The sequence below is a fragment of the Aeromonas sp. R2-4 genome, assembly GCF_040908365.1.
GTDB lineage: Bacteria > Pseudomonadota > Gammaproteobacteria > Enterobacterales > Aeromonadaceae > Aeromonas > Aeromonas veronii.
Genome location: NZ_JBFODO010000020.1, coordinates 61,972 through 83,693, shown reverse-complemented (window position 1 = coordinate 83,693; position 21,722 = coordinate 61,972). Strand labels below are relative to the sequence as shown.

Below are 21,722 nucleotides of genomic sequence, written 5' to 3'. Positions count from 1 at the left end.
GCCCCCTCGGGCGTCCGCTGCTTTTTCACGCCTGCAATCCGGCGTTCTCCCCCGCGACCCCGCTCGTACCCTCTGTTTTCGCTGTCCACAATCGGCCCTGATGGCCGCTACAGGTGTTTATTTATGTTTACCTTGTTTGCTTCGTTGCTCTTCTGTCTGCTCTGTTTTGGCCTGACCCGGATTCCCTCTACTGTGCCGCTCTCGCGCAAGGTGCTTGCGGGTCTGCTGCTTGGTGCCCTGTTCGGACTGGCGCTGCAACTGGGCTGGGGCGCCGATGATGCCAGCGTTCAGCAGACCCTGGAGTGGGTCAATATCGTCGGCGGTGGCTATGTCAGCCTGCTCAAGGTGGTGATGATGCCGCTGGTGTTCACCTCCATCCTCTCCGCCATCAACAAGCTGGAGCAGGCCCAGTCATTCGGCAAGATCAGTGCCGTGCTGATCGGCTCCATGCTGACCTTGGTGATGATCGCCGGTGTGGTGGGGATGACGGTAACCCATCTGAGTGGCCTCACTGCCGAGGGGCTGTTGAGCCACGGCAGCGACACGGCAGCCCTGCAACAGAGTATGAGCACCATCGACAGTGCCCAGACCCTGCCGGCCCTGCTGCTCTCGCTGGTGCCCACCAACTTTACCGCCGATATGGCGGGTAGCCGCGGTCTCTCGGTGATCGGGGTGGTGATCTTCACCGTGCTGGCGGGGGTTGCTCTGCTGCAGATGAAGGCGGAGCATCCACAGGCGGGTGCCCGCGCCGCTGTCGCCATCGACACTCTGCAACTGTGGGTAATGAAGATGGTGCGGGTGGTGATTGCGCTCACCCCCTATGGCGTGATGGCGCTGATCGCCCGGGTGGTGGCCCACTATCCGCTGAGCGAGATCCTCAGCCTGCTCGGTTTTATTCTGGTCTGCTACGTCGCCATTCTGGCGATGTTTGCGGTGCACATGGTGATCCTGTTGCTGATCGGCCAGAACCCGCTGCACTATCTTCGGGAAGTGTGGGGCGTGCTCACCTTCGCCTTTATCTCCCGCAGCAGCGCCGCCTCCATTCCGCTCAGCATCGAGACCCAGCAGCGCCTTGGTGTGCCCGCCAGCATCGCCAACTTTGCCGCCTCGTTCGGTGCCAACCTCGGCCAGAACGGCTGCGCCGGTATCTATCCGGCCATGATGGTGGCGATGATTGCCCCCATGCTCGGCATCAACCCGTTTGATCCCCTGTTCCTGCTGACTCTGTTGCCGGTGATTGCGCTGGGCTCCATCGGAGTGGCTGGCGTCGGCGGTGGCGGCACCTTCGCTGCGCTTATCGTGCTCTCCACCCTCAATTTCCCCATCGCGCTGGTGGGAGTGATGATCGCCATCGAGCCGCTGGTGGATATGGGCCGAACCGCCCTCAACGTCAACGGCTCCATTATGGCGGCGATGATCACCAAGCGTTTGCTGGGCAAGCAGCAACTGGCCAACGTGGAGACGGTGCAGACGCAGGCCGCCAGTTAACTCCGAGTGTTGCCCAATATGAAAGAAGCCCGCAGTTGCGGGCTTCTTTCATATCGGCTGTGTTGCCTTGTGGGCAGACGCGGTTACTCGGCAGAGACGGGGTAACCGGCTCCTTTCCAGGCGAAGATGCCGCCCGGCACCCGATAGACCTGCTGATAGCCCTGAGTCACCGCCCAGGCGGCAGCGTTGTGGCTGCGGCCGCACTTGACGAAGCCGCAGTAGATCACCACCGGGCGGGACTTGTCTTCACCCAGCAGCGCCTGGAACTGCTCCGCCGTGCCGCTCCCCTCGACGATTTCGCTCCAGTTATCACCGGCCTTGGCCTCTTTCACGAAGACGAAGTTCTTGGCGCCCGGGATGTGCTCCTTCTTGTAGGAGTCCTCATAGGGCATGGTGTCGATGATCACCAGCTCCTCGCCCTTGTCCATCCGGGTCTTCAGCTCGGCCACGGTCAGCAGCTGATAGCCCCCCTGCTGCGCCTCCTGTGCCAGCTGCACAGCCGACTGCTCCAGCTTCACCTCCTGCTCGAACTGGTTATCGCCACAGCCTGCGAGGGCAAAGCTGGCGGCGATCAGCGAGGCCAGCAGGGTGCGGGATCGCAATGTCATCATGTCACTACTCCTTTAGAACGGGAAAAACGGGGCGGGAAGTTCGCAGCAGGGCGCCCGCAAGCGTCAGTAGCAGCAGATCCCGCACAATGGCCTCCGGCAACGAGCTGAGGTCAGCCCTGCCTAGACAGCCGCAAGAGATGTCGAGCCCGATGGCAACGCCATAGCCCAACACCGGAATAAACAGGGCGAGCAGCCCGATCACCAGCCACAGTCCCCAGCGCCGGTTGGCGATGACCGCAAGCCCTGCGCAGAGCTCCAGCGCGATCAGCCCCCAGGCCACGAACGGGATCAGCAGCGGCCAGATCAGGCCAAAGGCGCCGATCTGCTCGATGAACAGGGCGGGGGAGACTAGCTTGAACCCGGCGGAGGCGAGAAAGAATCCCCCCAGCGCCAGATTGGCCAGCATGCGCAGATAAACGGCCATGGGATAGACCTTTATCATCCATGACTCCGACTGCCAGCCACAGGCGTTTGCTTCGCCATGTCCGGGCTATCGGCCGGATAGCGGGTCAGCTCCTGATAGTCGCCGTCCGCTTCGCAGCGAAAGACGGCAGCGGTTTCACCGCTCTGGCACCACTGCTGCCACTCGTCTGGCGGGCAGTGGAGGCGAATGGCGAGGCCACAGCCAGCGCTGAGCAGGCGCGGCACGTCGCAGACCCGAAACGACTGGTCGTGCTGCTCCAGCCGCTTGCGCATCCTGACCGTGCCGAGGGTGGAGTGGAACAGGTAGAGAAACTCCTGATTCATGATTTGCCTCCCGTGCTGGCGCGCGCGCCGAACAGGGCGGCCCCCAGCGCACCGGCAAACTGGGCATCCGGGTGGGTAGCCACGTCGCAGCCCAACCCTTCGGCTAGATAGTGGCGGAAGGTGGCGCAGTGGCTGACACCGCCAGTAAAGAGTACGCTCGGTCGGGCGCCGAGGCGGCCGATAAAGTTGGCACTGCGCCGGGCCATGGAGCGGACGATACCGGCCAGGATTGACTCGGCCGGAATGCCCGCCGAGCGCAGGCTGATCGCCTCCGATTCGGCAAACACGGTACACATGCTGCTGATGTCGTGGGGCTCGGCCCCTTGCAGCAGTTCGTCAAGCTGCTCGACCCGAGCTCCCAGAGTGCGGGTGATCACCTCGAGAAAGCGACCGGTGCCGGCGGCGCACTTGTCGTTCATCAGAAAATCGGTGAGGTTGCCGTCGCTATCGAGCTGGATCACCTTGCTGTCCTGCCCGCCGATGTCGATGACGGTGTGTACCGATGGGCAGAGCAGGCGAGCGCCCAGCCCGTGGCAGGAGATCTCGGTGACCCGGCGATCGGCGAACGACGCCAGATCCCGGCCATAGCCGGTCAGCGTCAGATAAGGTCGTTGGGGAAAATCGGCCGAGAGCTCCTCCCAGCCTTGCTCGATGGCAGCCAGCGGACGAAAGGGGGTCGGTACCAGAAAACGGCGGACGATACGCCCGCCATCCCGGCTGTCGAACAGGATCCCCTTGGTCGCGGTGGAGCCCGAGTCAATCCCGATGGAGAGTGACACGGCGCCTCCTTACAGCATCTCGATAAAGGCGGCCAGCCGGGTGGCCAGTTGTCCCTTGTCGGCGCTGGAGTAGTCGGTCTCGACTGCCATGTAGGGGATGCCGTGGCGTTCGCGCACATGGCGCTTGATGGCGAGCGACTCCACCGCATAGGTGTGGCAAGCCTGCAGGATCACATCGATCACTCCGTCCGCCTGATACTCCTCCACCATCTGGCTCAGCAGATTCATGCGCTGGTGGTTGGGGGAGATGCAGGAGCAGCCGATGGCCAGATACTTGTCGGTCAGCGCATCGAACGGATCGCCCTCCTCGCTGACGCACTGCTCGGTCGCCTTGGCGCCGGTGCAGTTCTCGTAACCCACCACCCAGCCGCCGTGCTCCTCGATGAGACGCACCACCTTGTCGGCCGCGCCGCCGATGGGGCAGCCGGTGATGAGGATGCGCGGGCGGGCATCGAGCCGCTTGCCCTCGGCATACTCGGCCTTGATGCGGCGGGTCATCTCCTGCAGCTCGCTGATGAGCAGCTCCTTGTCGAAGCGGAAGGTGGCGCCATAGACCACCTTGAGCAGGTCGGTACCGCTGAGTGCCGGCGGATTGAGCTGGCCCAGCCGGTAGAAATCGGCCAGCGCGCGGCGCTCGTGGTTTTTCAGCACGATGGCGTCTCGCAATGCCTGCTCGCTGATGGGCTTGCCGAACTGCTGCTCCAGCAACTCCTTGAAGCGGACGATTTCGCTGCGCCACAGGGTGCGGGAGGCCTCGTCATCGGCGCGGTTGGGCAACTGCATCACATGCACCGGTTTGAACTCGGCCATGTACTCGTACATCTTCTTCTTGCCGTCGCAGGTGGTTTCCCCCACCACCAGATCGGAGAAGTAGAAGTAGGGGCACTTGTCGGTCTTGCCGAACCCGTAGCTGCTCTTGATCAGCGGGCAGAGGTTGCGGGGCAGATCCTTTTCGGCCTCCTCGATGGTCTCGTCGCTGGTGGAGCAGAGCGATACCGCCACGGCGCCGGCGGCTATCGCCACCTCCTGCGGCATAAAGGTACAGTAGGTACCGACCAGGGGGATCTGTCGCTCCTTGAGTGCCATTACAGCCAGAAAGCCCTGACGACGGGCATCTGAAAAACTATCGAATATGGCTGGCAACTCGGTGATAAGTGACATAGGCGATCCTGCCCTGATGAGAGAAATGAAGAGACGGACGAGCCATCCGTGACGGCACATCCAACCGCGAGAATTATACCTTTGGGGGTAATTCGAAAATTGCGGTGGATCACAAGGTGTCAGGTAAATCCTTAATGACAGGCAGGTTATTGAGAAGGGGGCTGGCAGGTTGAAGGGGCTACAGGGGGAATAAAAAACGGGCACCGCGAGGTGCCCGTTTTGGCAATCAGTGGCGCAGGCCGGTGCCGCGGGAGATGAGCCACCAGGCGATACCGTAGAGGGCCACGATAAAGCCGATGATGATGAGGTAGGCGGTGCCGAGCGGCACGTCGGAGATACCGAGGAAACCGTAACGGAACGCGTTCACCATGTAGATGATGGGGTTCACCTGGGAGACACCCTGCCAGAAGGGGGGCAGCAGGCTGATGGAGTAGAACACTCCGCCCAGATAGGTGAGCGGCGTCAGCACGAAGGTGGGGATGATGCTGATGTCGTCGAAGGTCTTGGCAAACACCGCGTTGATGAGGCCACCCAGCGAGAAGAGGATGGCGGTGAGCAGCACGGTGAAGCAGACGCTGAACAGATGGTGGATCTGCAGCGGCACGAAGAACAGCGACACCAGGGTGACGATAAGGCCGACGCAGAGGCCGCGCGCCACGCCACCGCCCACGTAACCGGCGATGATGACGTAGTTGGGTACCGGCGCCACCAGCATCTCCTCGATATTGCGCTGGAACTTGGCGCTGAAGAAGGAGGAGGCGACGTTGGAGTAGGAGTTGGTGATCACCGACATCATGATGAGGCCGGGCACGATGAACTCCATGTAGGTGAAGCCGCCCATGTCACCGATGCGCGAACCGATCAGGTTGCCGAAGATGACGAAATAGAGGCTCATGGTGATGGCCGGTGGCACCAGGGTCTGGATCCAGATCCGGGTAAAGCGGCTTACCTCTTTGGCCAGAATGCTCTTGAAGGCGATGTAGTAGATGGCCAGATTCATGCTTTTCTCCCCTCTTCGACCAGATTGACGAACAGCTCTTCCAGCCGGTTGGCCTTGTTGCGCATGCTCACGACCTGCACCTGCTGCTTCGACAGTTGCTCGAACAGGCTGTTGAGTGACTGGCTCTTGTCGAGATCCACCTCAAGGGTACGTTCATCCTGCATCCGGCCGTTGAACTCCGGCACCTCAGGTACGGCAGAACCTGGCGCAAGGTCGAGCAGGAAGGTCTCGCGACCCAGCTTGCCCAGCAGATTCTTCATGCTGGTGTTCTCGATCAGACGACCCTTGTCGATGATGCCGATGTTGCGGCAGAGCATCTCGGCCTCTTCCAGATAGTGGGTGGTGAGAATAATGGTGACGCCCTGCTCGTTGAGATCCTTGAGAAAGGTCCACATGGAGCGGCGGATCTCGATATCGACCCCGGCGGTCGGTTCATCGAGGATCAGCAGCTTGGGCTCGTGCATCAGGGCGCGGGCGATCATCAGGCGGCGCTTCATGCCGCCGGAGAGGGTGCGGGCAGGCATGTCGCGCTTCTCCCACAGATCGAGCTGGCGCAGGTACTTCTCGGCACGGATTTTGGCTTCAGCCTTGGGCACGCCGTAGAAACCGGCCTGATGGGTGACAATCTGGATCACCTTCTCGAACTGGCTGAAGTTGAACTCCTGCGGTACCAGCCCGAGCTGGGCCTTGGCCTGTTCGAGATCGCTGTCGATGTCGTAGCCAAATACCTTCACCTTGCCGGCGCTCTTGTTCACCAGCGAGCTGATGACGCCGATGGTGGTGGACTTGCCCGCGCCGTTCGGGCCGAGCAGGGCGAAGAAATCCCCCTGCCTGACGGTAAGATCGATGCCTTTAAGGGCTTCGACGCCCCCCTGATAGGTCTTTTTCAGGCCGCTGATTTCCAGTGCGTTCATTGCAACCTCTGTGATGGTTGAATCCGGCTCGATACAGAAAAGGCGGCCAAGGCCGCCTGCACAGAGTAAAGGGCGCAAGGCCGCTTCACCCGTGATATACCTGAACCTGGCTTACTCCTGGGGTACCACTTTGCCGATAAACGGCAGGTTGCGGTACTTCTGGGCGTAGTCGATGCCACAGCCGACCACGAATTCGTCCGGAATGGCGAAGCCAATCCAGTCGACCGGCACCTGCACTTCGCGGCGGGAGGGTTTGTCCAGCAGGGTGCAGATGGCCAGGGATTTCGGCTCGCGCAGGGAGAGGATCTCGCGCACCTTGTTGAGGGTGTAACCGGTGTCGATGATGTCTTCCACGATCACCACATCCTTGCCCTTGATGTCGTCGTCCAGGTCTTTGAGGATGCGGACGTCACGGGTGCTGTGCATGCCGGAGCCGTAGCTGGAGGCGGTCATGAAGTCCAGGGTGATGGGCAGCTGGCACTGGCGGCAGAGGTCGGCCAGGAAGATGCAGGAACCGCGCAGCAGCGCAATCATCACGACTTCGTCAGAACCCTGATAGCGGGCGGTGATCTCTTCACCCAATTTGGCGATCCGGGCGGCTACTTCAGCCTCGGAGATCATCACCTCGACGGTGTGTTTCATCACTTACTCCCATAAGGCCAAAGGGGATTTGGCCGTTCATGAATATCAAAACCGATGATTCTACCACTCATGTTGAAGGGTGCTAGAGATACGTGGTGCTTTTATCGGCTTATTTTAATTGATAGAGTTAGCAGGCACTCAGGCATGATTAGTTAAAATACTATAAACACCATAATCAATAACTATTAGATGATAAAAACTATGGAACCACGCGCAGAAATAAGACGTCGTACCCGGCTGTCGCCGGAAGCTCGTCGCTCCCAATTGATGGAATGTGCCATCGAGGTGTTCTCCCGTCGCGGCATTGGCCGTGCAGGTCACGCCGAGATAGCCGAACAGGCCAAGGTCTCTGTGGCTACCGTCTTCAACTATTTCAACACCCGCGAGGAGTTGGTAGATGAGGTGCTGGCCGAGATCGAACGCTTTGTGAACCAAATGCTGTCGCAGGCATACGGTGACCAGGGCTCCATTTTCGACAAGATCCAGCGTCATGTACGCCTCTCTGTCGATGCCGCCTACGATCAACCGGATTATGCCGGTATCTGGCTGGAGTGGAGCTCATCGGTTCGGGAAGAGGTATGGCCCCGCTATACCCGGCTGCTCGATCAGTGCCTTGAGCTGATCGCCAGCGAGCTGCAAACCGCCATGGATGCAGGGGAGATCACCAGCGTGCTGTCAGCACAGGATCTGGCCCGCTCTCTGACCGGTTTTGGCTATGTGATGATGCAGATGATCAATCAACCTCAGCGCCCGGTGCGCCAAGAGGTGACTGATTTCCTGTTCAAGTACGTGACGGCGCCAATTCAGGCTCGCTAACACGGCTTAACGAAAAAACGGCGTCACTCATTGAGTGGCGCCGTTTTTTTATGGCCGGATATGGCGGTCCGCTCAGTGGTGGCCATAGCCCCAGCGGTGGGTCAACTCATGCTCGACACCCAGATGATCGAGGATGCGGGCGACCATAAAGTCCACCAGATCGGCGATGCTTTTCGGCTCATGATAGAAACCGGGGGCAGCGGGCATGATGGTCACCCCGAGCCGTGCCAGTTTCAGCATGTTCTCCAGATGGATCGCCGAGAAGGGGGTTTCGCGGGGCACCAGGATCAGCTGGCCGCGCTCCTTGATCACCACATCCGCTGCCCGCTCCAGCAGGTTGTCCGAGGTGCCGTTGGCAATGGCCGAGACGGTGCCCATTGAGCAGGGGCAGACCACCATCTGTTTGGGCGCGGCCGAACCGGAGGCCACCGGCGAGAACCACTCCTCCTTGCCGCAGGCGACAATCTGCCCCTCCTTGGCGCCATATTGGCGACAAAGATAGGCAGAGAGCTCTTTCGGCGAGCCGGGCCAATCCTGTTGCTGCTCGGTCTTGAGTACCACACGAGCCGCCGATGAGGCGAGCAGGTAGACCCGATAGTCCGCCTGCACCAGACACTGGAGCAGGCGCAGGGCGTAGGGGGCGCCGGAGGCGCCGGTCAGCGCCAGGGTGATCGCTTTGTTCATAGTTCGCCGTGGTAATCCTTGAGGCGGGCGATCAGCTTGTCATGAATACCGCCGAAGCCGCCGTTGCTCATGATCAGAATATGGTCGCCATCGCGGCTCTCGGCCACCAGCCGGTTGATCAGGGTCTCCAGATCGTTGAATACCTTGGCGGGTCGGGTCATATGGGCCGTCACCTCGCCGAGATCCCAGCCGATGTTGGGGGGTTGGAAGAAGAACACCTCGTCGGCGCCATCGAAGCAGCCGGCCAGCTCCTCCTTGTGAACCCCCAGCTTCATGGTGTTGGAGCGTGGCTCCAGCACCGCCAGAATACGGGCTTCTCCTACCTTGGCGCGCAGGCCGCCGAGGGTGGTCTCGATGGCGGTGGGGTGGTGGGCAAAGTCGTCATAGACGCTGATGCCCGCTACCTCACCCTTGAGCTCCATCCGCCGCTTGGGAGATTTGAACTGGCAGAGGGCGGCGATGCAATGCTCCACCATGACACCGGCGTGGCGGGCGGCAGCGATGGCCATCAGGCCATTGTTGACGTTGTGCTCGCCGATGCACTCCCAGTGCACCTCGCCCTGTTTTTCACCATCCAGCCACACCTCGAAGGCGGAGCCGTCATCGGCCAGCTTGACCGCCTTCCACTTGGCGTCGTCCTGACCTACCAGCTCCACTTCGCTCCAGCAGCCCATCTTGCGCACGGCGGTGAGGTTGTCATCGGCTTGCGGGAACAGCACCCGGCCGTTGCTCGGCACGGTGCGCATCAGGTGGTGGAACTGGCGCTGGATCGCGGCGAGATCCGGGAAGATGTCCGCATGGTCGAACTCCAGATTGTTCATCACCAGGGTGCGCGGATGGTAGTGGACGAACTTGGAGCGTTTGTCGAAGAAGGCGCAGTCATACTCGTCCGCTTCGATGACGAAGAAGGGGGCAGAGCCGAGACGGGCGGAGACCGGGAAGTTGCCCGGCACGCCGCCAATAAGGAAACCGGGTTCCAGTTTGGCGTACTCCAGCACCCAGGCCAGCATGCTGGCGGTGGTGGTCTTGCCGTGGGTGCCGGCAACGGCCAACACCCAGCGATCCTGCAGCACGTGCTCCAGCAGCCACTGGGGGCCGGAGATGTAGGGCAAATTGCGGTCCAGCACATATTCAACACAGGGGTTGCCGCGGCTCATGGCGTTGCCGATCACCACTAGTTCCGGCGCCGGATCGAGTTGGGAGGGGTCATAGCCTTCGGTCAGTTCGATGCCCTGTTGCTCGAGCTGGGTGCTCATGGGGGGATAGACATTGGCATCCGAACCGGTCACCCGGTAACCAAGCTGTTTTGCCAACACCGCCAGACCACCCATAAAGGTGCCGCAGATCCCGAGAATGTGAATATGCATACCGCTTCCTTTCGCAGTAAAGGGAAGTGCGCATTCTAGGGGGTGTTGCGGTGGTGGCACAAGCCGCACTCATGGTGAGCGGCCCACAGATGCAGCACTGGAGGCAGAAATCTTGGCGCTGTTGGGATATGCGAGATTGGAATGGGCTGGCAGGCTTTATTTGAGACTTTATATTGTGTCGCACTTTCTTACAATTCTTCGGTTTTGTGACGCACTCTACAGTTTTACGATATTGCCCTTTTCCAAAGGAGAGTCCCCATGGGCAAGTTCCTGCTTTGCTATCTGGTCGGTGGTCTGGTGGCCATCAGTTGGGCTGCGTTGCCCGATCATGGTCCCTGGGATCAGTGGGACCTCGCGATTTTTCATACCGTTAACGGCTGGCTCGGGCAGTCGGCTCTGTGGGCCGATCTGGTGGCTATCACCAATAACCGGCTGTTCGATCTGGCGGTGCTGGCCTGTATGGGGCTGATCCTGGCCCGCTGCTTCTTCGCCCGGGATTTGGCGGGTCGTCGCCAGCTGGTGGCGATGGGCATAGTGATGCTGCTGAGTGCTCTGGTGATCAACCAGCTTGGTCACCGATTGCCGGTGGAGCGACCCAGCCCGACCCTGATGGTGGCTGATGCGCTGCGGGTGACCCAGATCAGCGGTATTCCGACCAAGGACTCTTCCGGTGACAGCTTCCCCGGGGATCACGCTCTGTTCCTGATGATCTTCGCCGGTTTTGCCCTGCGCTATCTGCCGCGCTGGGCGGGAGTCACCGCATTGCTGATGGTGCCGATCTTTTCCACGCCGCGCATTCTGGCTGGTGCCCACTGGTTTACCGATGTCTATGTCGGCGCGCTGGGGCTGGCGACCCTCTGTCTGCCCTGGTTGCTGCTGACTCCGCTGGCGGAGCGGCTGATAGACCGCATTGCCCCCCGATTGGCCCGTGTGCCGCTGCTGCGCAGTCAGACCCACTGATTGAACGTCGCAAAATAAAACGCCCCGACATGAAAATGTCGGGGCGTTCTGTTATCCACCCGCGAGAGATCAGCCTTGATAACCGTTCGGGTTGTTGCTTTGCCAGCGCCAGGTATCGACCATCATCTGCTCCAGACCGCGCTCTGCCTGCCAGCCCAGCTCGGCACGGGCCAGCGTCGGCTCTGCCCAGCACTCGGCGATGTCGCCCGGGCGACGGGGTTTGATCTGGTAGGGAATGGATCGGCCGCTGGCCGCTTCAAACGCCTTGACCATCTCCAGTACCGAGTAGCCCTGACCTGTGCCCAGGTTGTAGGTGAAGACGCCGGTGTCGCTCTTGATGCGCGCCAGTGCTTTCAGGTGGCCGATGGCGAGATCCACCACATGGATGTAGTCACGCACGCCGGTGCCATCCGGAGTCGGGTAGTCGTTGCCAAATACCCCCAGCTCCTTGAGCTTGCCGACACCCACCTGGCTGATATAGGGCAGCAGGTTGTTGGGGATGCCGTTGGGATCTTCACCAATCAGACCGCTCTCATGGGCGCCGACCGGGTTGAAGTAACGCAGCAATACGATGGCCCAGCGGGGATCGGATTTAGCGAGATCGCGCAGGATCTCTTCGACCATCAGCTTGGAGCGGCCATAGGGGTTGGTGGCGCTGGTGGGGAAATCTTCCCGCAGCGGCACCGAGGCGGGATCGCCATAGACGGTGGCCGAGGAGCTGAATACCAGGCGGAAAACCCCGGCCTTGGCCATCTCTTCGCACAGTACCAGAGTGCCGCTGATGTTGTTCTGGTAGTAGGTGAGCGGGATCTGGCTCGACTCCCCGACCGCCTTGAGACCGGCGAAGTGGATGACCGATTCGATCTGGTGGTTGGCGAACAGCTGCTGCAGGCAGGCTCTGTCCAGCACATCCCCTTCGATGAAGGTGACCGGCTTGCCGGTGATCTGCTCGACCCGCTTGAGTGACTCCGGTGAGGAGTTGGAGAGGTTGTCGAGTACCACGACCTGCTGCCCCGCGCCGAGCAGCTCAACCAGGGTGTGGGAGCCGATATAGCCGGCGCCCCCTGTGACCAGTATTGTCATTTTTTATCCCGTGTTCTGGTGAAACTGGGGCAGAGTCTACCCGTCCTGCCCGCTCGGGAAAAGGTTGAGATACCAATGAAGCCCTTTGCGTATATCAATAATCGAGACTTATATCCCCTTTCGCGGTGCAGGAGCAGGCCAGAGCAACGCCGCTCTCCAGATCCTGAGCACTCAGGGTCATCACGCTCTGGCGCTCGATGTCACCTGTGGTGGTGCAACGACAGCTGCCACATACCCCGGCGCGACAAGCCGCCATTATGGTTTCGCCCGCCGCTTCCAGCGCCGCCAGCAGGGTCTGACCCGGCAGGATCTTCACCTTTTTGCCGCTCTTTTTCAGGGTTAGCCAGAAGTGGTCGCTGGTGGTGGTGGCAGGCTCTGCTGGAGGAAGGCCAAAAGACTCCTGATGCAGCTGCTCCGGCGGCAATCCCAGCTCCGTCAGCATGGTTTTGACCTCCGCCATATAGGGGGCCGGGCCGCAGAGATAGACATGGCGTTCGCGCAGGTCAGGGGCCAGTTCGGCCAGCATGGCGGGGGTGAGTCGGCCAATCCAGGGGTGATCTGCAGGGGCCTCTTCCAGTATCAGGGCATGGCGTACACCGGGATGAGTTTCGGCCAGTTCAGCCAAGTCATCTGCGAAGATCACATCTGCTGGCGAGCGGGCGCTATGGATAAAGCGAATATCGGCATCCGGCCGTTTGGCCAGCTCGTCCCGCAACATGGCCCACATGGGGGTGATGCCGGAACCAGCGCTCAAGAGCAGTGGCCGTTTGCAAGGGAGGTTGGTCAGGTTGAAATCGCCGAACGGCCCATCCACCCGGATCTCGTCGCCCACTTGCAGGGTCTGGTGCAGATGGCGGGAGACCCGTCCCACATCCTTGATGGTGACCTGCCAGCATGCATCCTGCGGGCTGGAGGAGAGGGTATAGGCGCGGCACTCCGGCTGGCCGTCGATCTCGGTGTGCAGGGTGATGCACTGGCCTGCCAGCACGGGAGGGAGGCTGCCGGAAAACGGCACCAGCTGCCAGCTCACTACGTCGTGGGTGTTCTGTTGGCGGCCAATGCAGGTGAGCGTGAGAGAGGTCATCACAAGGCTCCTTAGGTTTGAAACGGTTCGAAAAACGTCTGGTGAAAAAGCCGGGTCCAGAAAAAAGGCGAGCCGGGCGGCTCGCCAAACGCTTACAACATGAGATGCCGATCAGGCCGCCAGGATCTCGGCCAAGTCAGCCTCGGCCGTGGTGGTCCCTTTCAGACCGAACTGCTCTTCCAGCACCTTGAGCAGGGCCGGGGTGAGGAAGGCGGGGGCGGTCGGGCCGGTACGAATATCCTTCACCCCGAGGGAGAGCAGGGTGAGCAGAATAACGATGGCTTTTTGCTCGAACCAGGAGAGCACCAGCGTCAGCGGCAGATCGTTGACCCCGCACTCGAACGCCTCGGAGAGTGCCAGCGCCAACTGAATGGCGGAGTAGGCATCGTTGCACTGGCCCACGTCCAGCAGACGCGGAATGCCGCCGATGTCGCCAAAATCGAGCTTGTTGAACTTGTATTTGCCGCAGCCCAGGGTGAGCAGCAGGCTGTCGCGCGGCGCCGCCTTGGCAAACTCGGTGAAGTAGGCGCGCTCGGCCTTGTCGCCGTCACAGCCACCCACCAGGAAGAAGTGGCTGATCTCTCCGGCTTTGACCTTCTCAATCACCGCGGGGGCGGCCTGCATCAGGGCGTTGCGGGCAAAGCCGATGGTGATGAAGTGCTCGAGCTCGGTGTGTTTGAAGCCTTCCAGCGCTTGCGCCTTGGCGATCACGGCGGAGAAATCATCCCCCTCCAGATGAGTGACGCCCGGCCAGCCGACGATGGAGCGGGTGAAGATACGATCCGAGTAGTTGCCCACATTCGGGTCGATGATGCAGTTGGAGGTCATCACCACGGCGCCCGGGAAGTTGGCAAACTCCTTCTGCTGGTTCTGCCAGGCGGAGCCGTAGTTGCCCACCAGATGGGGGTACTGCTTGAAGAAGGGGTAGGCCAGCGCGGGCAGCATCTCGCCGTGGGTGTAGACATGAATGCCGGCCCCCTTGGTCTGCTCCAGAATGAGCTTGAGATCCATCATGTCGTGGCCGGAGACCAGAATGCACTTGCCGGGGATGGGGGTGACGCGTACCTGGGTCGGCTCCGGATGGCCGAAGGCGCTGGTTTCACCCAGATCCAGCATCTCCATGATTTTGAAGTTGAGCTGACCGATCTCCATCGCGCAGCTGAACAGCCGACCCATTTCGCTCGGGTCTGTGCTGAGCCAGCTCATGATGCGGTGGAATTCGGCGGCCACCTCGTCACTCTGCTGATCCAGCACCCGGGCGTGCTCCATGTAGGCGGCGGCGCCCTTGAGGCCGTAGAGACAGAGCAGACGCAGCCCCATGATGTCTTCGTTCACCTCGCTCTTGCCCCGATTGGGGGCGGCTGGTGCGGCATGGGCAAGTTGTTCCAGCAGTTCGGCACCGGGTTCGAAGTAAGCGGACTGTGGCAAGTCGTTGACCTGCACCGCCATGGCGGTCAGACGATCGGCTAACTGCTGGCGATAGGCGAGGGCCTGATTGACGTAGGCCACGATGCGATTCGAGTCGAAGTTGACGTTGGTGAGGGTGGCGAAGAAGGCCTTGGGCACGAAAGCATCGACCTCGCGATCTATGATGCCTTGCTCGCGGGCGGCCAGCGCCCAGGCGCTGAGCCCCTGCAGGGTGTAGATCAGCACATCCTGCAGATCCGAGGTTTCCGCCGTCTTGCCGCACATACCTTGTGCGTAGGCACAGCCGTTGCCTGCCGGGGTACGAATTGTCTGTTCACATTGCACACAAAACATCATGCCTCTCCTAATTGGACATTTCAGTTGTCTGTTTTGTGGCGATTCTATTCCTCTCGCGAAAAACTTAATAGGTATTCAATTTGCCAATTAAGATTCCCTTGATGCAGATCAAAAACAAAAAAAGCCGCCCAAACAGGGCGGCAAGCGGGTGGATAAAAGGAGAGACAACTCAGGTTTGCAACAGAACATAACAATCAGATGGATTGGGCCGTGGTCTGGTCAGGAGCTTTCGGCCCGGTACTTACTCAAACCAGCATACGTACGCTGTAGTCGGCTTGGTTCACTATCAGGCCAGATAAGCGCGCAGCATCCAGACCAGTTTTTCCTGTTGCTGCACATAGTCGGAGAGTATGGAGGCTGTGCCCTCATCACCGGCTTCGGCGGCCTGGCCCAGAATACGGCGCTGGGCGACCAGCAGTTCGCGGAAGCTCTCCAGCAGGGATTCGACACAGGCGCGGCCATCGTGCAGCCCCTTTTGCTCCGGGATGGCAGAGACTTTCAGGTAGTCACTGAAGCTGTGCATCGGCACACCATCCAGGGTCAGGATCCGCTCGGCCAGTGCATCGACTTTCAGCAGCAGGTCATTGTAAATCTCTTCAAATTTCAGGTGCAGTTCGAAGAACTGGTTGCCACGGATATTCCAGTGGAAGCCGCGCACGTTCATGTAGAGGATCTGGTAGCTGGCCAGCAATTTGTTCAACTCGGCTGCCAGGGCTTGTGATTGAGCAGTATCAAGACCAATCGGGCTTTTCATCATTCACCTCCAGATTTGGAAATCGGTTTTAAATTCTCTTTCGGAACGCAGTCAGAGTAACGCCTTGCAAAATGCAGGGACAATTGCTTGTGCCTAACTGTTTGATAGCTAACGGCTATCAAACAGTACGCAGCAACGGGGGCAATGGATGAGGATTAGGGGAAGTATTTTTCGAGCAGCGCCATCAGGATGGCCTGACACTCGCGGTCCGGTTTGCTATCGACCTTGCTGGCGCGAAAGTGGAGCTGAAAGGCGCCCATGACGGCGCGGCTCTGCTCATCCCACTGGCCGCTCCGGGGCAGGCCGTAGCCATAGCGGGCCAACTGCTGCTGCCACATGGCCGCATCCCAGTGGGGCAAGGGGCTGGCCAGTAACTCGGCCACCCGACCTTCATCGGGCCAGGCGCCGACCCCGTACGTCAGATAGAGCTGGCGCCAGGGGAAGTGGGGGCCGGGATCCTGCTTGCGCTCAGGGGCGACATCGCTGTGGCCCAGTACCTGGGTCGGTGGAATCTGGTAGCGGGCGACCAGCTCTCGGCTGAGGGCGCCGACGGCAGCAATCTGCTGTGGGGTATAGGGTTGCCAGCGGCGGGCATCGGGGGCCAGCGGCTCATCTTCCGCTGGATAGCCAAGGTTGACGATCTCGATGCCAAGGGAGCTGGCATTGAGCCCGGCATATTGGTGCCAGCGGCTGCGTCCCGCATGCCAGGCGCGTGCGTTGTCCGGCACCAGCTGATAGACGGTGAACGGTGTCTCGTGGCTGTCGCGGGGGATCAGGTAGTGGGCGCTCACCTTGTGCTCCTGCTCGGTCAGCAGGCGCAGGGAGTTGGCATCATCTTCGTCGGTGTAGTGGAGGATCAGAAAGGCGATCCGCTCGTTCTGGTTGGCGCTCTGATAGCGGGTAGATAGCTGGTACTCGGATGGTGTGCAGGCGCTCAGCAGCAGAACCAGTGGTAAAAAGAAGAGGGGAAGAAGACAGCGCCAGCGCCATCCCCCTGCTGCAGCCAGGCTGCTGAGCGTGGGAGGAGTGAGTCGCTGGCACATGTCGAAGGCCCTGTCTGGTCAGTCGCGCGGCTGGTTAGCCGCGGTATTTGGCCGTGAGACCGATCAGGAAGTTGCGCAGGATCTGATCCCCGCAATCCTGATAGTGCTTGTGATCCTTGGAGCGGAACAGGGCACTGAGCTCGGACTTGGAGAGGTTGAAGTCGGCGAGCTTGAGGGTGCCGAGCATATCCTCTTCCTTGAAGTTGAGACCGATGCGCAGCTTGCGCAGGATCATGTTGTTGTTGATCCGGTTCGGGATCACCTGGGGCGGTGCATCTTCCCGCACGCCGCGGCGGGCGATGATGAAACCGTCGAGGAACTGGCTCAGGGCAGAGTCGGGACAGGCGACATAGCCTGCCTCTTGCTCTTCACCTTCCGCCGCCTCTTTCATCAACCAGCTGTGCAGCTGGGCGTGAGTGACCGTCAGGTTGCCCTTGGCAAACATCTCGACCATCTGGTCGTTGCTGATGGTGAGGGCGTAGCGCAGACGGCGCAGAATATCGTTGTTGGTCATGCTGACTCCTGTGTAAACGGCGCAACTTTACCATCTGGCAGCCCTCGCGTCAGAAAAAGCGGGGGCCGATACAGTTCAGGTCAAGCTCATCAAGCTTTGCCGAGATAGCGGGGCGCCTCCTGGCGCACCAGTTCCAGCGCATCTTGCAGCTCCAGCAGCTCGGGTTCCAGCTCGCTGACCGGAGCGCCGTCACGCAGCTGTTGCTCCAGCTGGGAGAGCAGCCGTTGCAGTCCCGGCACCCCGGAATAGGCACAGCCGCCGTTGAGGCGATGGAGCTGTGCCAGCACCTCGCTATCTTCAATTTCGCCAGCCAGCGCGCTATCCAGCACAGGTTCCACTTCGTCAAAACTGGCCAGCAGCATGGTCAGCATCTCTCTGGCGAGATGCTCTTTCCCCGCCGCTTGCCGCACCGCCAGTGCCCAGTCGATCTGTTGGGCACCATTATTCTGGTGGCGGCGATGGGCAAAGTCGGTGATGAGCTGGGCCAGCATGCTCTCGTCGATGGGCTTGGCCAGATAGTCGTCCATCCCCTGCCTGATCAGCCGCTCCCGTTCTCCGGGGATGGCGTGGGCGGTCACCGCCACGATCGGGGTGGTGGTGTTGAGGGACTGGTTGCGGATCGCCTGGGTAGCGCTGATGCCATCCATGATCGGCATCTGGATATCCATGAAGATGATGTCGAACGGCTGGCTCTGGGCCTGCTTGACCGCCTCCTTGCCGTTTTTGCACACCACCACCTGACTCACCATCTCCTTGAGCATGGCGGCAATCAACTTGAGGTTGGCGGCGTTGTCATCCACCGCCAGCACCTTGATGGGCTGCAACTGGCGCGGTGCAGGCTGGGCGGGCAGCTTCTGGCGGCTCGATTCCGGCGAGAGCAGGGCGTGCAGCAGCTTGCGGTGGTTGACCGGTTTGGAGAGACAGTGCTGGGCGCCATGGGCCAGCATCGCTTCATAGAGCGCCGGCTCGTGGCTGCTGAGCAGCACTATGGTGTTCTGCTGCTGGCCGTTCAGTCTGTCGAGACGGCCGATCACCTGCTGCGGCGTATGCAGGGTGCTGCTGCCGATGATCACCATCTCCTGCTCGCTCATCTCAGGCCAAGGATCATCGCTGGTCAGTGGGTGCACATCGAGGTGCCACTCCGCCAACAGGGCGAGCAGAGAGGCTTGTGCGAAGGGATCCGGTTCCAGCAGCCAGAGCCGTTTGCCACGGATCCGATCCAGCGGCAGTTGATCGGTCTGGGGCAGGGGGGAGACCTCCACATCCAGACTAAACGAGAAGATGGAGCCCTTGCCGAGTTCCGATTCAAAGCGGATCTGGCCGCCCATCTGCTGCACCAGCTTCTGGGTAATGACGAGGCCCAAACCCGTGCCGCCATAACGGCGGGAGATGGAGGAGTCGGCCTGATTGAAGGCCTGGAACAGCTGATGTTGCTGCTCTTGGGAGATGCCGATGCCGGTATCGCGGATCTGGACGTTGAGCCTCACCTTGTGGTTGCCACTGCCGGTCTGCTCGATATGGACATCGACGTTGCCTTGCTCGGTGAACTTGATGGCGTTGCCGGTGAGGTTGGTCAGCACCTGTTGCAGACGCATGGGGTCGCCAGTGAGGTAGTCCGGCACATCGGCATCCACCCGCAGGGAGAGCTCCAGCTGCTTGTCGTGGGCGCTGGGGCCGAGCAGGTGCATGGTCTCGTTGAGGGTGTCGCGCAGGCTGAACGGGATATGCTCCAGCTGCAGCTTGCCCGCTTCCAGCTTCGAGAAGTCGAGGATGTCGTTGATGATGCCAAGCAGGTTGCGCGCCGACTTCTCGATGGTCTGCATGTAGTCGGTCTGGCTCGGGGTCAGGCTGGTTTTCAGCAGCTGGCGGGTAAAGCCGATGACCCCGTTGAGCGGGGTACGCAATTCGTGGGACATGTTGGCCAGAAACTCCGACTTGACCCGCGCCGCCTCCTGCGCCCGTTTCTTGGCCATGTCGAGTTCGACGTTCTGGATCTCGATCTGCTCCAGGGTTTCGCGCAAGTCAGAGGTGGCCTGATCGATATTCTGCTGCATCTCTTCGTGATATTCGGAGAGCGCCTTGGCCATGGCGTTGATGCCGTTTTTCAGCATATCCAGCTCGCCGGTGAGCTGGCCGCTGACTCGGGTATCGAGCCGCCCCTCCCTGATTTTGTGCACCGCCTGCACCATGTTGGTGATGGGCTGGGTCACGCTCTTGACCAGCCGGAAGCCAAACAGGGTACTGAAGGCGACCCCGATGAGCACCATGATCACCGCAAAGAAGGTGTCTCGGTACTGCAGCAGCATGGCCCGATCGGTCGCCATCTGCATCGAGATGTAGCCGATCATCGGCGGCTCCACATCGCTGGGCAGCGGGAAGCCATCGAGGCTGGTTTCGGCCTGGATCGGAGTGCGCAAAATGATGTCGTCCCCCTGAAACGTCACGCTGGTCAGATCCGGAATAGGCTCGCCATCGGGCAGCCTGAGTCGGGTGAAATCCCGGTGGTAGTTCGAGGTGACGAACAGCTGGTTGTCCTGGGTGAAAACCGCGATGGACTTGATGAAGGGGGAGTTCTTGCGATGGGTCAGGCCAATCAGCCGCTTGAGGGATTCGCGACTGTGCTGGGTCATCCCGTATTCACTGGCGATCGCCAGCGGTTCGATGATGTTGATCCCCTGATCAATGAGGTTGTTTTCCAGCTGCTGGTAGCGGTGGAAGGTGAAGTAACCGGCCATCAGGCCACCGATGATCAGGGTTGGCAGGATGGTGAAGGCGAGAACGCGTGCTCTCAGGCCATATTTGGTCATACGAACAGGCCACCAGTAAACAGGGTTGGCGATAGGGTTGATGGCAATACACGGGCTCTGTGGCCGTATTTGGTCATACTATTATTCTTGTGGGACAATACCCGGCAGCAGATTCCACAATCATGACATAGCCACCTATAGGCACCAAGTTTTATGGCCCAGTTTTTCAAGCCCCAAAAGAAGTCCACCCAGCTCCAACGCATTGAATTTACGATAGACACCCTCGATCACCACTGCGTCGGTATCGGTCGCCATCAGGGCAAGGCGATCTTCGTCGAAGGGGCGCTGCCCGGCGAGACCGTCAAGGCACGCATCACCGAAGAAAAAAAACAGTATGGTCACGCCGCCTTGCAACAGGTGGTGACCCCGGCTGCCAATCGTATCGCCCCCTTCTGCAGCCACTATCGAGAGTGCGGCGGTTGCAGTGCCCAGCACATGTCGGTTGCCGATCAGCAAGCCGCCAAGGCGGCGGGACTGGTCAGCCTGTTCGAGCGGTTGGGCAACATCAAGGCGCCAGCGCTGGAGCCGGTACTGACCGGTGAAGATCGTGCCTATCGCCGGGTCTGTCGTCTGGCCATCAAATTTGACAAGAACGGTCGCTGCACCCGGGTTGGTTTCCGCCGCCGCAACAGCAACGATCTGGTGGAGATCGACAGTTGCCCTGTACTGGCCGAGCCGCTCTCTGCGCTGATTGCCCCGCTGCGTGAGTGCCTCAATCGCCTCAAGAGCCAGCGCGAGCTGGGCCATGCGGAGCTTATCCAGGCCGAGCAGGGGATCATGATGCTGCTGCGCCATACTGGCCGCCCCAATGAGGCGGATCGCGCCCTGCTGGTGGAGTTTGCCAAAGCGCAGGGAATAGACCTCTATCTGCAGGCTGCCGATGATCGCATCGAAGCGCTGCAGCAACAATTTTCCCCATCCTACTCGCTGGATGGCCTGTCTCTTGCATTTGCCCCCGGTGATTTCATTCAGGTCAACGGCCCCATCAACCAGAGCATGGTTGAGCAGGCGCTGACATGGCTCGGGGCGAGCAAGGATGACAAGGTGCTCGATCTCTTCTGCGGTATCGGCAACTTCACCCTGCCGCTGGCCCGTCAGGCTCGCGAAGTGGTGGGTGTCGAAGGTGAACTGGCCATGGTGCAGCGGGCCGAAGAGAACGCTCGTCGCAACGGCATCACCAATGCCCGTTTCTACAAGGCCGACCTGAGCGATGACATCGTCGGCATGTCCTGGGCGCGGGAAGGGTTTGATCTGGTGCTGCTGGATCCGGCTCGTCCCGGCGCGCTGGAAGTGATGGGACACGTCGTGAAACTTTCACCCAAGCGGGTGGTCTACGTCTCCTGTAACCCGGTCACCCTGGCGCGGGACAGTCAGGTGCTGGTGAAAGGGGGTTACCGTCTGGTGCGCCTCGGCATGCTCGACATGTTCCCTCACACCGGTCATCTGGAGTCCATGGCGCTGTTTGAACGGGAGTAAATGACTCATCAGTTCGGCGATGCCGGAT

The 21,722-nt window shown here is 60.5% G+C and carries 21 protein-coding genes; 4 read left to right on the top strand and 17 right to left on the bottom strand.

All coding sequences use genetic code 11. From position 1 onward, the window contains the following. Nucleotides 1-123 precede the first annotated feature (123 nt). Nucleotides 124-1,488 carry a cation:dicarboxylase symporter family transporter gene (locus AB5Z05_RS10590; RefSeq protein ID WP_368151434.1) on the top strand — a complete coding sequence of 455 codons (1,365 nt, stop codon included), beginning with the start codon at nucleotides 124-126 and terminating at the stop codon, nucleotides 1,486-1,488. Between the two features lie 83 nt (nucleotides 1,489-1,571). Here AB5Z05_RS10590 and AB5Z05_RS10585 read toward each other — a convergent pair whose 3' ends face one another. The 8 genes from AB5Z05_RS10585 to hpt all read right to left on the bottom strand — a co-directional run bounded on the left by AB5Z05_RS10585 (nucleotide 1,572) and on the right by hpt (nucleotide 7,342). Next, nucleotides 1,572-2,099, bottom strand: coding sequence for a rhodanese-like domain-containing protein (locus AB5Z05_RS10585; RefSeq protein ID WP_058056622.1), 528 nt, complete (start codon nucleotides 2,097-2,099; stop codon nucleotides 1,572-1,574). A gap of 4 nt (nucleotides 2,100-2,103) precedes the next feature. Beyond that, a complete protein-coding gene (locus AB5Z05_RS10580; RefSeq protein WP_368151432.1) occupies nucleotides 2,104-2,523 on the bottom strand; it encodes a MauE/DoxX family redox-associated membrane protein in 420 nt (139 codons plus the stop codon). A 14-nt stretch (nucleotides 2,524-2,537) separates the two neighbouring features. Further along, nucleotides 2,538-2,846 carry a DUF3343 domain-containing protein gene (locus AB5Z05_RS10575; protein WP_368151430.1) on the bottom strand — a complete coding sequence of 103 codons (309 nt, stop codon included), beginning with the start codon at nucleotides 2,844-2,846 and terminating at the stop codon, nucleotides 2,538-2,540. Next, the gene (locus AB5Z05_RS10570; RefSeq protein WP_368151428.1) at nucleotides 2,843-3,625 is read right to left on the bottom strand and encodes an acyl-CoA dehydratase activase; all 783 of its coding nucleotides are present in this window, start codon (nucleotides 3,623-3,625) and stop codon (nucleotides 2,843-2,845) included. Before AB5Z05_RS10570 ends, AB5Z05_RS10575 begins: the two co-directional genes overlap by 4 nt. Nucleotides 3,626-3,634: 9 nt before the next feature. Then, on the bottom strand, nucleotides 3,635-4,786 hold the full coding sequence (locus AB5Z05_RS10565) for a double-cubane-cluster-containing anaerobic reductase (protein ID WP_368151426.1): 1,152 nt from the start codon (nucleotides 4,784-4,786) through the stop codon (nucleotides 3,635-3,637). A gap of 226 nt (nucleotides 4,787-5,012) precedes the next feature. Next, nucleotides 5,013-5,786, bottom strand: coding sequence for an ABC transporter permease (locus AB5Z05_RS10560; protein ID WP_019445351.1), 774 nt, complete (start codon nucleotides 5,784-5,786; stop codon nucleotides 5,013-5,015). After that, the gene (locus AB5Z05_RS10555) at nucleotides 5,783-6,700 is read right to left on the bottom strand and encodes an ABC transporter ATP-binding protein (protein WP_042052377.1); all 918 of its coding nucleotides are present in this window, start codon (nucleotides 6,698-6,700) and stop codon (nucleotides 5,783-5,785) included. Before AB5Z05_RS10555 ends, AB5Z05_RS10560 begins: the two co-directional genes overlap by 4 nt. A gap of 111 nt (nucleotides 6,701-6,811) precedes the next feature. Beyond that, the gene (gene hpt, locus AB5Z05_RS10550; protein WP_005335618.1) at nucleotides 6,812-7,342 is read right to left on the bottom strand and encodes a hypoxanthine phosphoribosyltransferase; all 531 of its coding nucleotides are present in this window, start codon (nucleotides 7,340-7,342) and stop codon (nucleotides 6,812-6,814) included. A 201-nt stretch (nucleotides 7,343-7,543) separates the two neighbouring features. Here hpt and AB5Z05_RS10545 point away from each other — a divergent pair, with 201 nt between their 5' ends. Continuing rightward, entirely contained in the window at nucleotides 7,544-8,158 is a 615-nt protein-coding gene (locus AB5Z05_RS10545) for a TetR/AcrR family transcriptional regulator (RefSeq protein WP_005335617.1), read from the top strand. Nucleotides 8,159-8,230: 72 nt separating this feature from the next. Here AB5Z05_RS10545 and AB5Z05_RS10540 read toward each other — a convergent pair whose 3' ends face one another. Together AB5Z05_RS10540 and mpl are read right to left on the bottom strand one after the other, a co-directional pair. Beyond that, the gene (locus AB5Z05_RS10540) at nucleotides 8,231-8,842 is read right to left on the bottom strand and encodes a flavin prenyltransferase UbiX (RefSeq protein WP_069529846.1); all 612 of its coding nucleotides are present in this window, start codon (nucleotides 8,840-8,842) and stop codon (nucleotides 8,231-8,233) included. Continuing rightward, nucleotides 8,839-10,209, bottom strand: coding sequence for a UDP-N-acetylmuramate:L-alanyl-gamma-D-glutamyl-meso-diaminopimelate ligase (gene mpl / locus AB5Z05_RS10535; protein ID WP_368151422.1), 1,371 nt, complete (start codon nucleotides 10,207-10,209; stop codon nucleotides 8,839-8,841). Before mpl ends, AB5Z05_RS10540 begins: the two co-directional genes overlap by 4 nt. A gap of 258 nt (nucleotides 10,210-10,467) precedes the next feature. On the opposite strand from mpl, the gene AB5Z05_RS10530 reads away from it, so the two are divergent. Then, nucleotides 10,468-11,169 carry a phosphatase PAP2 family protein gene (locus tag AB5Z05_RS10530; protein WP_368151420.1) on the top strand — a complete coding sequence of 234 codons (702 nt, stop codon included), beginning with the start codon at nucleotides 10,468-10,470 and terminating at the stop codon, nucleotides 11,167-11,169. A 69-nt stretch (nucleotides 11,170-11,238) separates the two neighbouring features. On the opposite strand, the gene galE is transcribed toward AB5Z05_RS10530, so the two are convergent. From galE to barA, 7 genes are all read right to left on the bottom strand, one after another. Next, nucleotides 11,239-12,252 carry a UDP-glucose 4-epimerase GalE gene (galE, locus tag AB5Z05_RS10525; protein WP_368151419.1) on the bottom strand — a complete coding sequence of 338 codons (1,014 nt, stop codon included), beginning with the start codon at nucleotides 12,250-12,252 and terminating at the stop codon, nucleotides 11,239-11,241. Nucleotides 12,253-12,346: 94 nt separating this feature from the next. Continuing rightward, nucleotides 12,347-13,336, bottom strand: coding sequence for an FAD-binding oxidoreductase (locus AB5Z05_RS10520; protein ID WP_368151417.1), 990 nt, complete (start codon nucleotides 13,334-13,336; stop codon nucleotides 12,347-12,349). A gap of 111 nt (nucleotides 13,337-13,447) precedes the next feature. Next, nucleotides 13,448-15,097 carry a hydroxylamine reductase gene (gene hcp / locus AB5Z05_RS10515; RefSeq protein ID WP_107682719.1) on the bottom strand — a complete coding sequence of 550 codons (1,650 nt, stop codon included), beginning with the start codon at nucleotides 15,095-15,097 and terminating at the stop codon, nucleotides 13,448-13,450. A 289-nt stretch (nucleotides 15,098-15,386) separates the two neighbouring features. After that, nucleotides 15,387-15,854 carry a Dps family protein gene (locus AB5Z05_RS10510; protein ID WP_021229540.1) on the bottom strand — a complete coding sequence of 156 codons (468 nt, stop codon included), beginning with the start codon at nucleotides 15,852-15,854 and terminating at the stop codon, nucleotides 15,387-15,389. A 155-nt stretch (nucleotides 15,855-16,009) separates the two neighbouring features. Next, entirely contained in the window at nucleotides 16,010-16,897 is an 888-nt protein-coding gene (locus AB5Z05_RS10505; protein WP_368151414.1) for an N-acetylmuramoyl-L-alanine amidase, read from the bottom strand. Between the two features lie 34 nt (nucleotides 16,898-16,931). Continuing rightward, nucleotides 16,932-17,411, bottom strand: coding sequence for a DUF1456 family protein (locus AB5Z05_RS10500; protein ID WP_005343323.1), 480 nt, complete (start codon nucleotides 17,409-17,411; stop codon nucleotides 16,932-16,934). Nucleotides 17,412-17,500: 89 nt separating this feature from the next. Further along, the gene (gene barA, locus AB5Z05_RS10495; RefSeq protein ID WP_368151412.1) at nucleotides 17,501-20,218 is read right to left on the bottom strand and encodes a two-component sensor histidine kinase BarA; all 2,718 of its coding nucleotides are present in this window, start codon (nucleotides 20,216-20,218) and stop codon (nucleotides 17,501-17,503) included. 153 nt (nucleotides 20,219-20,371) lie between these two features. Here barA and rlmD point away from each other — a divergent pair, with 153 nt between their 5' ends. Further along, entirely contained in the window at nucleotides 20,372-21,694 is a 1,323-nt protein-coding gene (gene rlmD, locus AB5Z05_RS10490) for a 23S rRNA (uracil(1939)-C(5))-methyltransferase RlmD (RefSeq protein ID WP_100645155.1), read from the top strand. Nucleotides 21,695-21,722 lie beyond the last annotated feature (28 nt).

What these genes read in the sequence shown, in the direction of transcription:
- AB5Z05_RS10590 (WP_368151434.1), top strand. Translation starts at nt 124, where the DNA reads ATGTTTACCTTGTTTGCTTCGTTGCTCTTCTGTCTGCTCTGTTTTGGC.
- AB5Z05_RS10585 (WP_058056622.1), bottom strand. Translation starts at nt 2,099, where the DNA reads ATGATGACATTGCGATCCCGCACCCTGCTGGCCTCGCTGATCGCCGCC.
- AB5Z05_RS10580 (WP_368151432.1), bottom strand. Translation starts at nt 2,523, where the DNA reads ATGGCCGTTTATCTGCGCATGCTGGCCAATCTGGCGCTGGGGGGATTC.
- AB5Z05_RS10575 (WP_368151430.1), bottom strand. Translation starts at nt 2,846, where the DNA reads ATGAATCAGGAGTTTCTCTACCTGTTCCACTCCACCCTCGGCACGGTC.
- AB5Z05_RS10565 (WP_368151426.1), bottom strand. Translation starts at nt 4,786, where the DNA reads ATGTCACTTATCACCGAGTTGCCAGCCATATTCGATAGTTTTTCAGAT.
- AB5Z05_RS10560 (WP_019445351.1), bottom strand. Translation starts at nt 5,786, where the DNA reads ATGAATCTGGCCATCTACTACATCGCCTTCAAGAGCATTCTGGCCAAA.
- AB5Z05_RS10555 (WP_042052377.1), bottom strand. Translation starts at nt 6,700, where the DNA reads ATGAACGCACTGGAAATCAGCGGCCTGAAAAAGACCTATCAGGGGGGC.
- hpt (WP_005335618.1), bottom strand. Translation starts at nt 7,342, where the DNA reads ATGAAACACACCGTCGAGGTGATGATCTCCGAGGCTGAAGTAGCCGCC.
- AB5Z05_RS10545 (WP_005335617.1), top strand. Translation starts at nt 7,544, where the DNA reads ATGGAACCACGCGCAGAAATAAGACGTCGTACCCGGCTGTCGCCGGAA.
- AB5Z05_RS10540 (WP_069529846.1), bottom strand. Translation starts at nt 8,842, where the DNA reads ATGAACAAAGCGATCACCCTGGCGCTGACCGGCGCCTCCGGCGCCCCC.
- mpl (WP_368151422.1), bottom strand. Translation starts at nt 10,209, where the DNA reads ATGCATATTCACATTCTCGGGATCTGCGGCACCTTTATGGGTGGTCTG.
- AB5Z05_RS10530 (WP_368151420.1), top strand. Translation starts at nt 10,468, where the DNA reads ATGGGCAAGTTCCTGCTTTGCTATCTGGTCGGTGGTCTGGTGGCCATC.
- galE (WP_368151419.1), bottom strand. Translation starts at nt 12,252, where the DNA reads ATGACAATACTGGTCACAGGGGGCGCCGGCTATATCGGCTCCCACACC.
- AB5Z05_RS10520 (WP_368151417.1), bottom strand. Translation starts at nt 13,336, where the DNA reads ATGACCTCTCTCACGCTCACCTGCATTGGCCGCCAACAGAACACCCAC.
- hcp (WP_107682719.1), bottom strand. Translation starts at nt 15,097, where the DNA reads ATGTTTTGTGTGCAATGTGAACAGACAATTCGTACCCCGGCAGGCAAC.
- AB5Z05_RS10510 (WP_021229540.1), bottom strand. Translation starts at nt 15,854, where the DNA reads ATGAAAAGCCCGATTGGTCTTGATACTGCTCAATCACAAGCCCTGGCA.
- AB5Z05_RS10505 (WP_368151414.1), bottom strand. Translation starts at nt 16,897, where the DNA reads ATGTGCCAGCGACTCACTCCTCCCACGCTCAGCAGCCTGGCTGCAGCA.
- AB5Z05_RS10500 (WP_005343323.1), bottom strand. Translation starts at nt 17,411, where the DNA reads ATGACCAACAACGATATTCTGCGCCGTCTGCGCTACGCCCTCACCATC.
- barA (WP_368151412.1), bottom strand. Translation starts at nt 20,218, where the DNA reads ATGACCAAATATGGCCTGAGAGCACGCGTTCTCGCCTTCACCATCCTG.
- rlmD (WP_100645155.1), top strand. Translation starts at nt 20,372, where the DNA reads ATGGCCCAGTTTTTCAAGCCCCAAAAGAAGTCCACCCAGCTCCAACGC.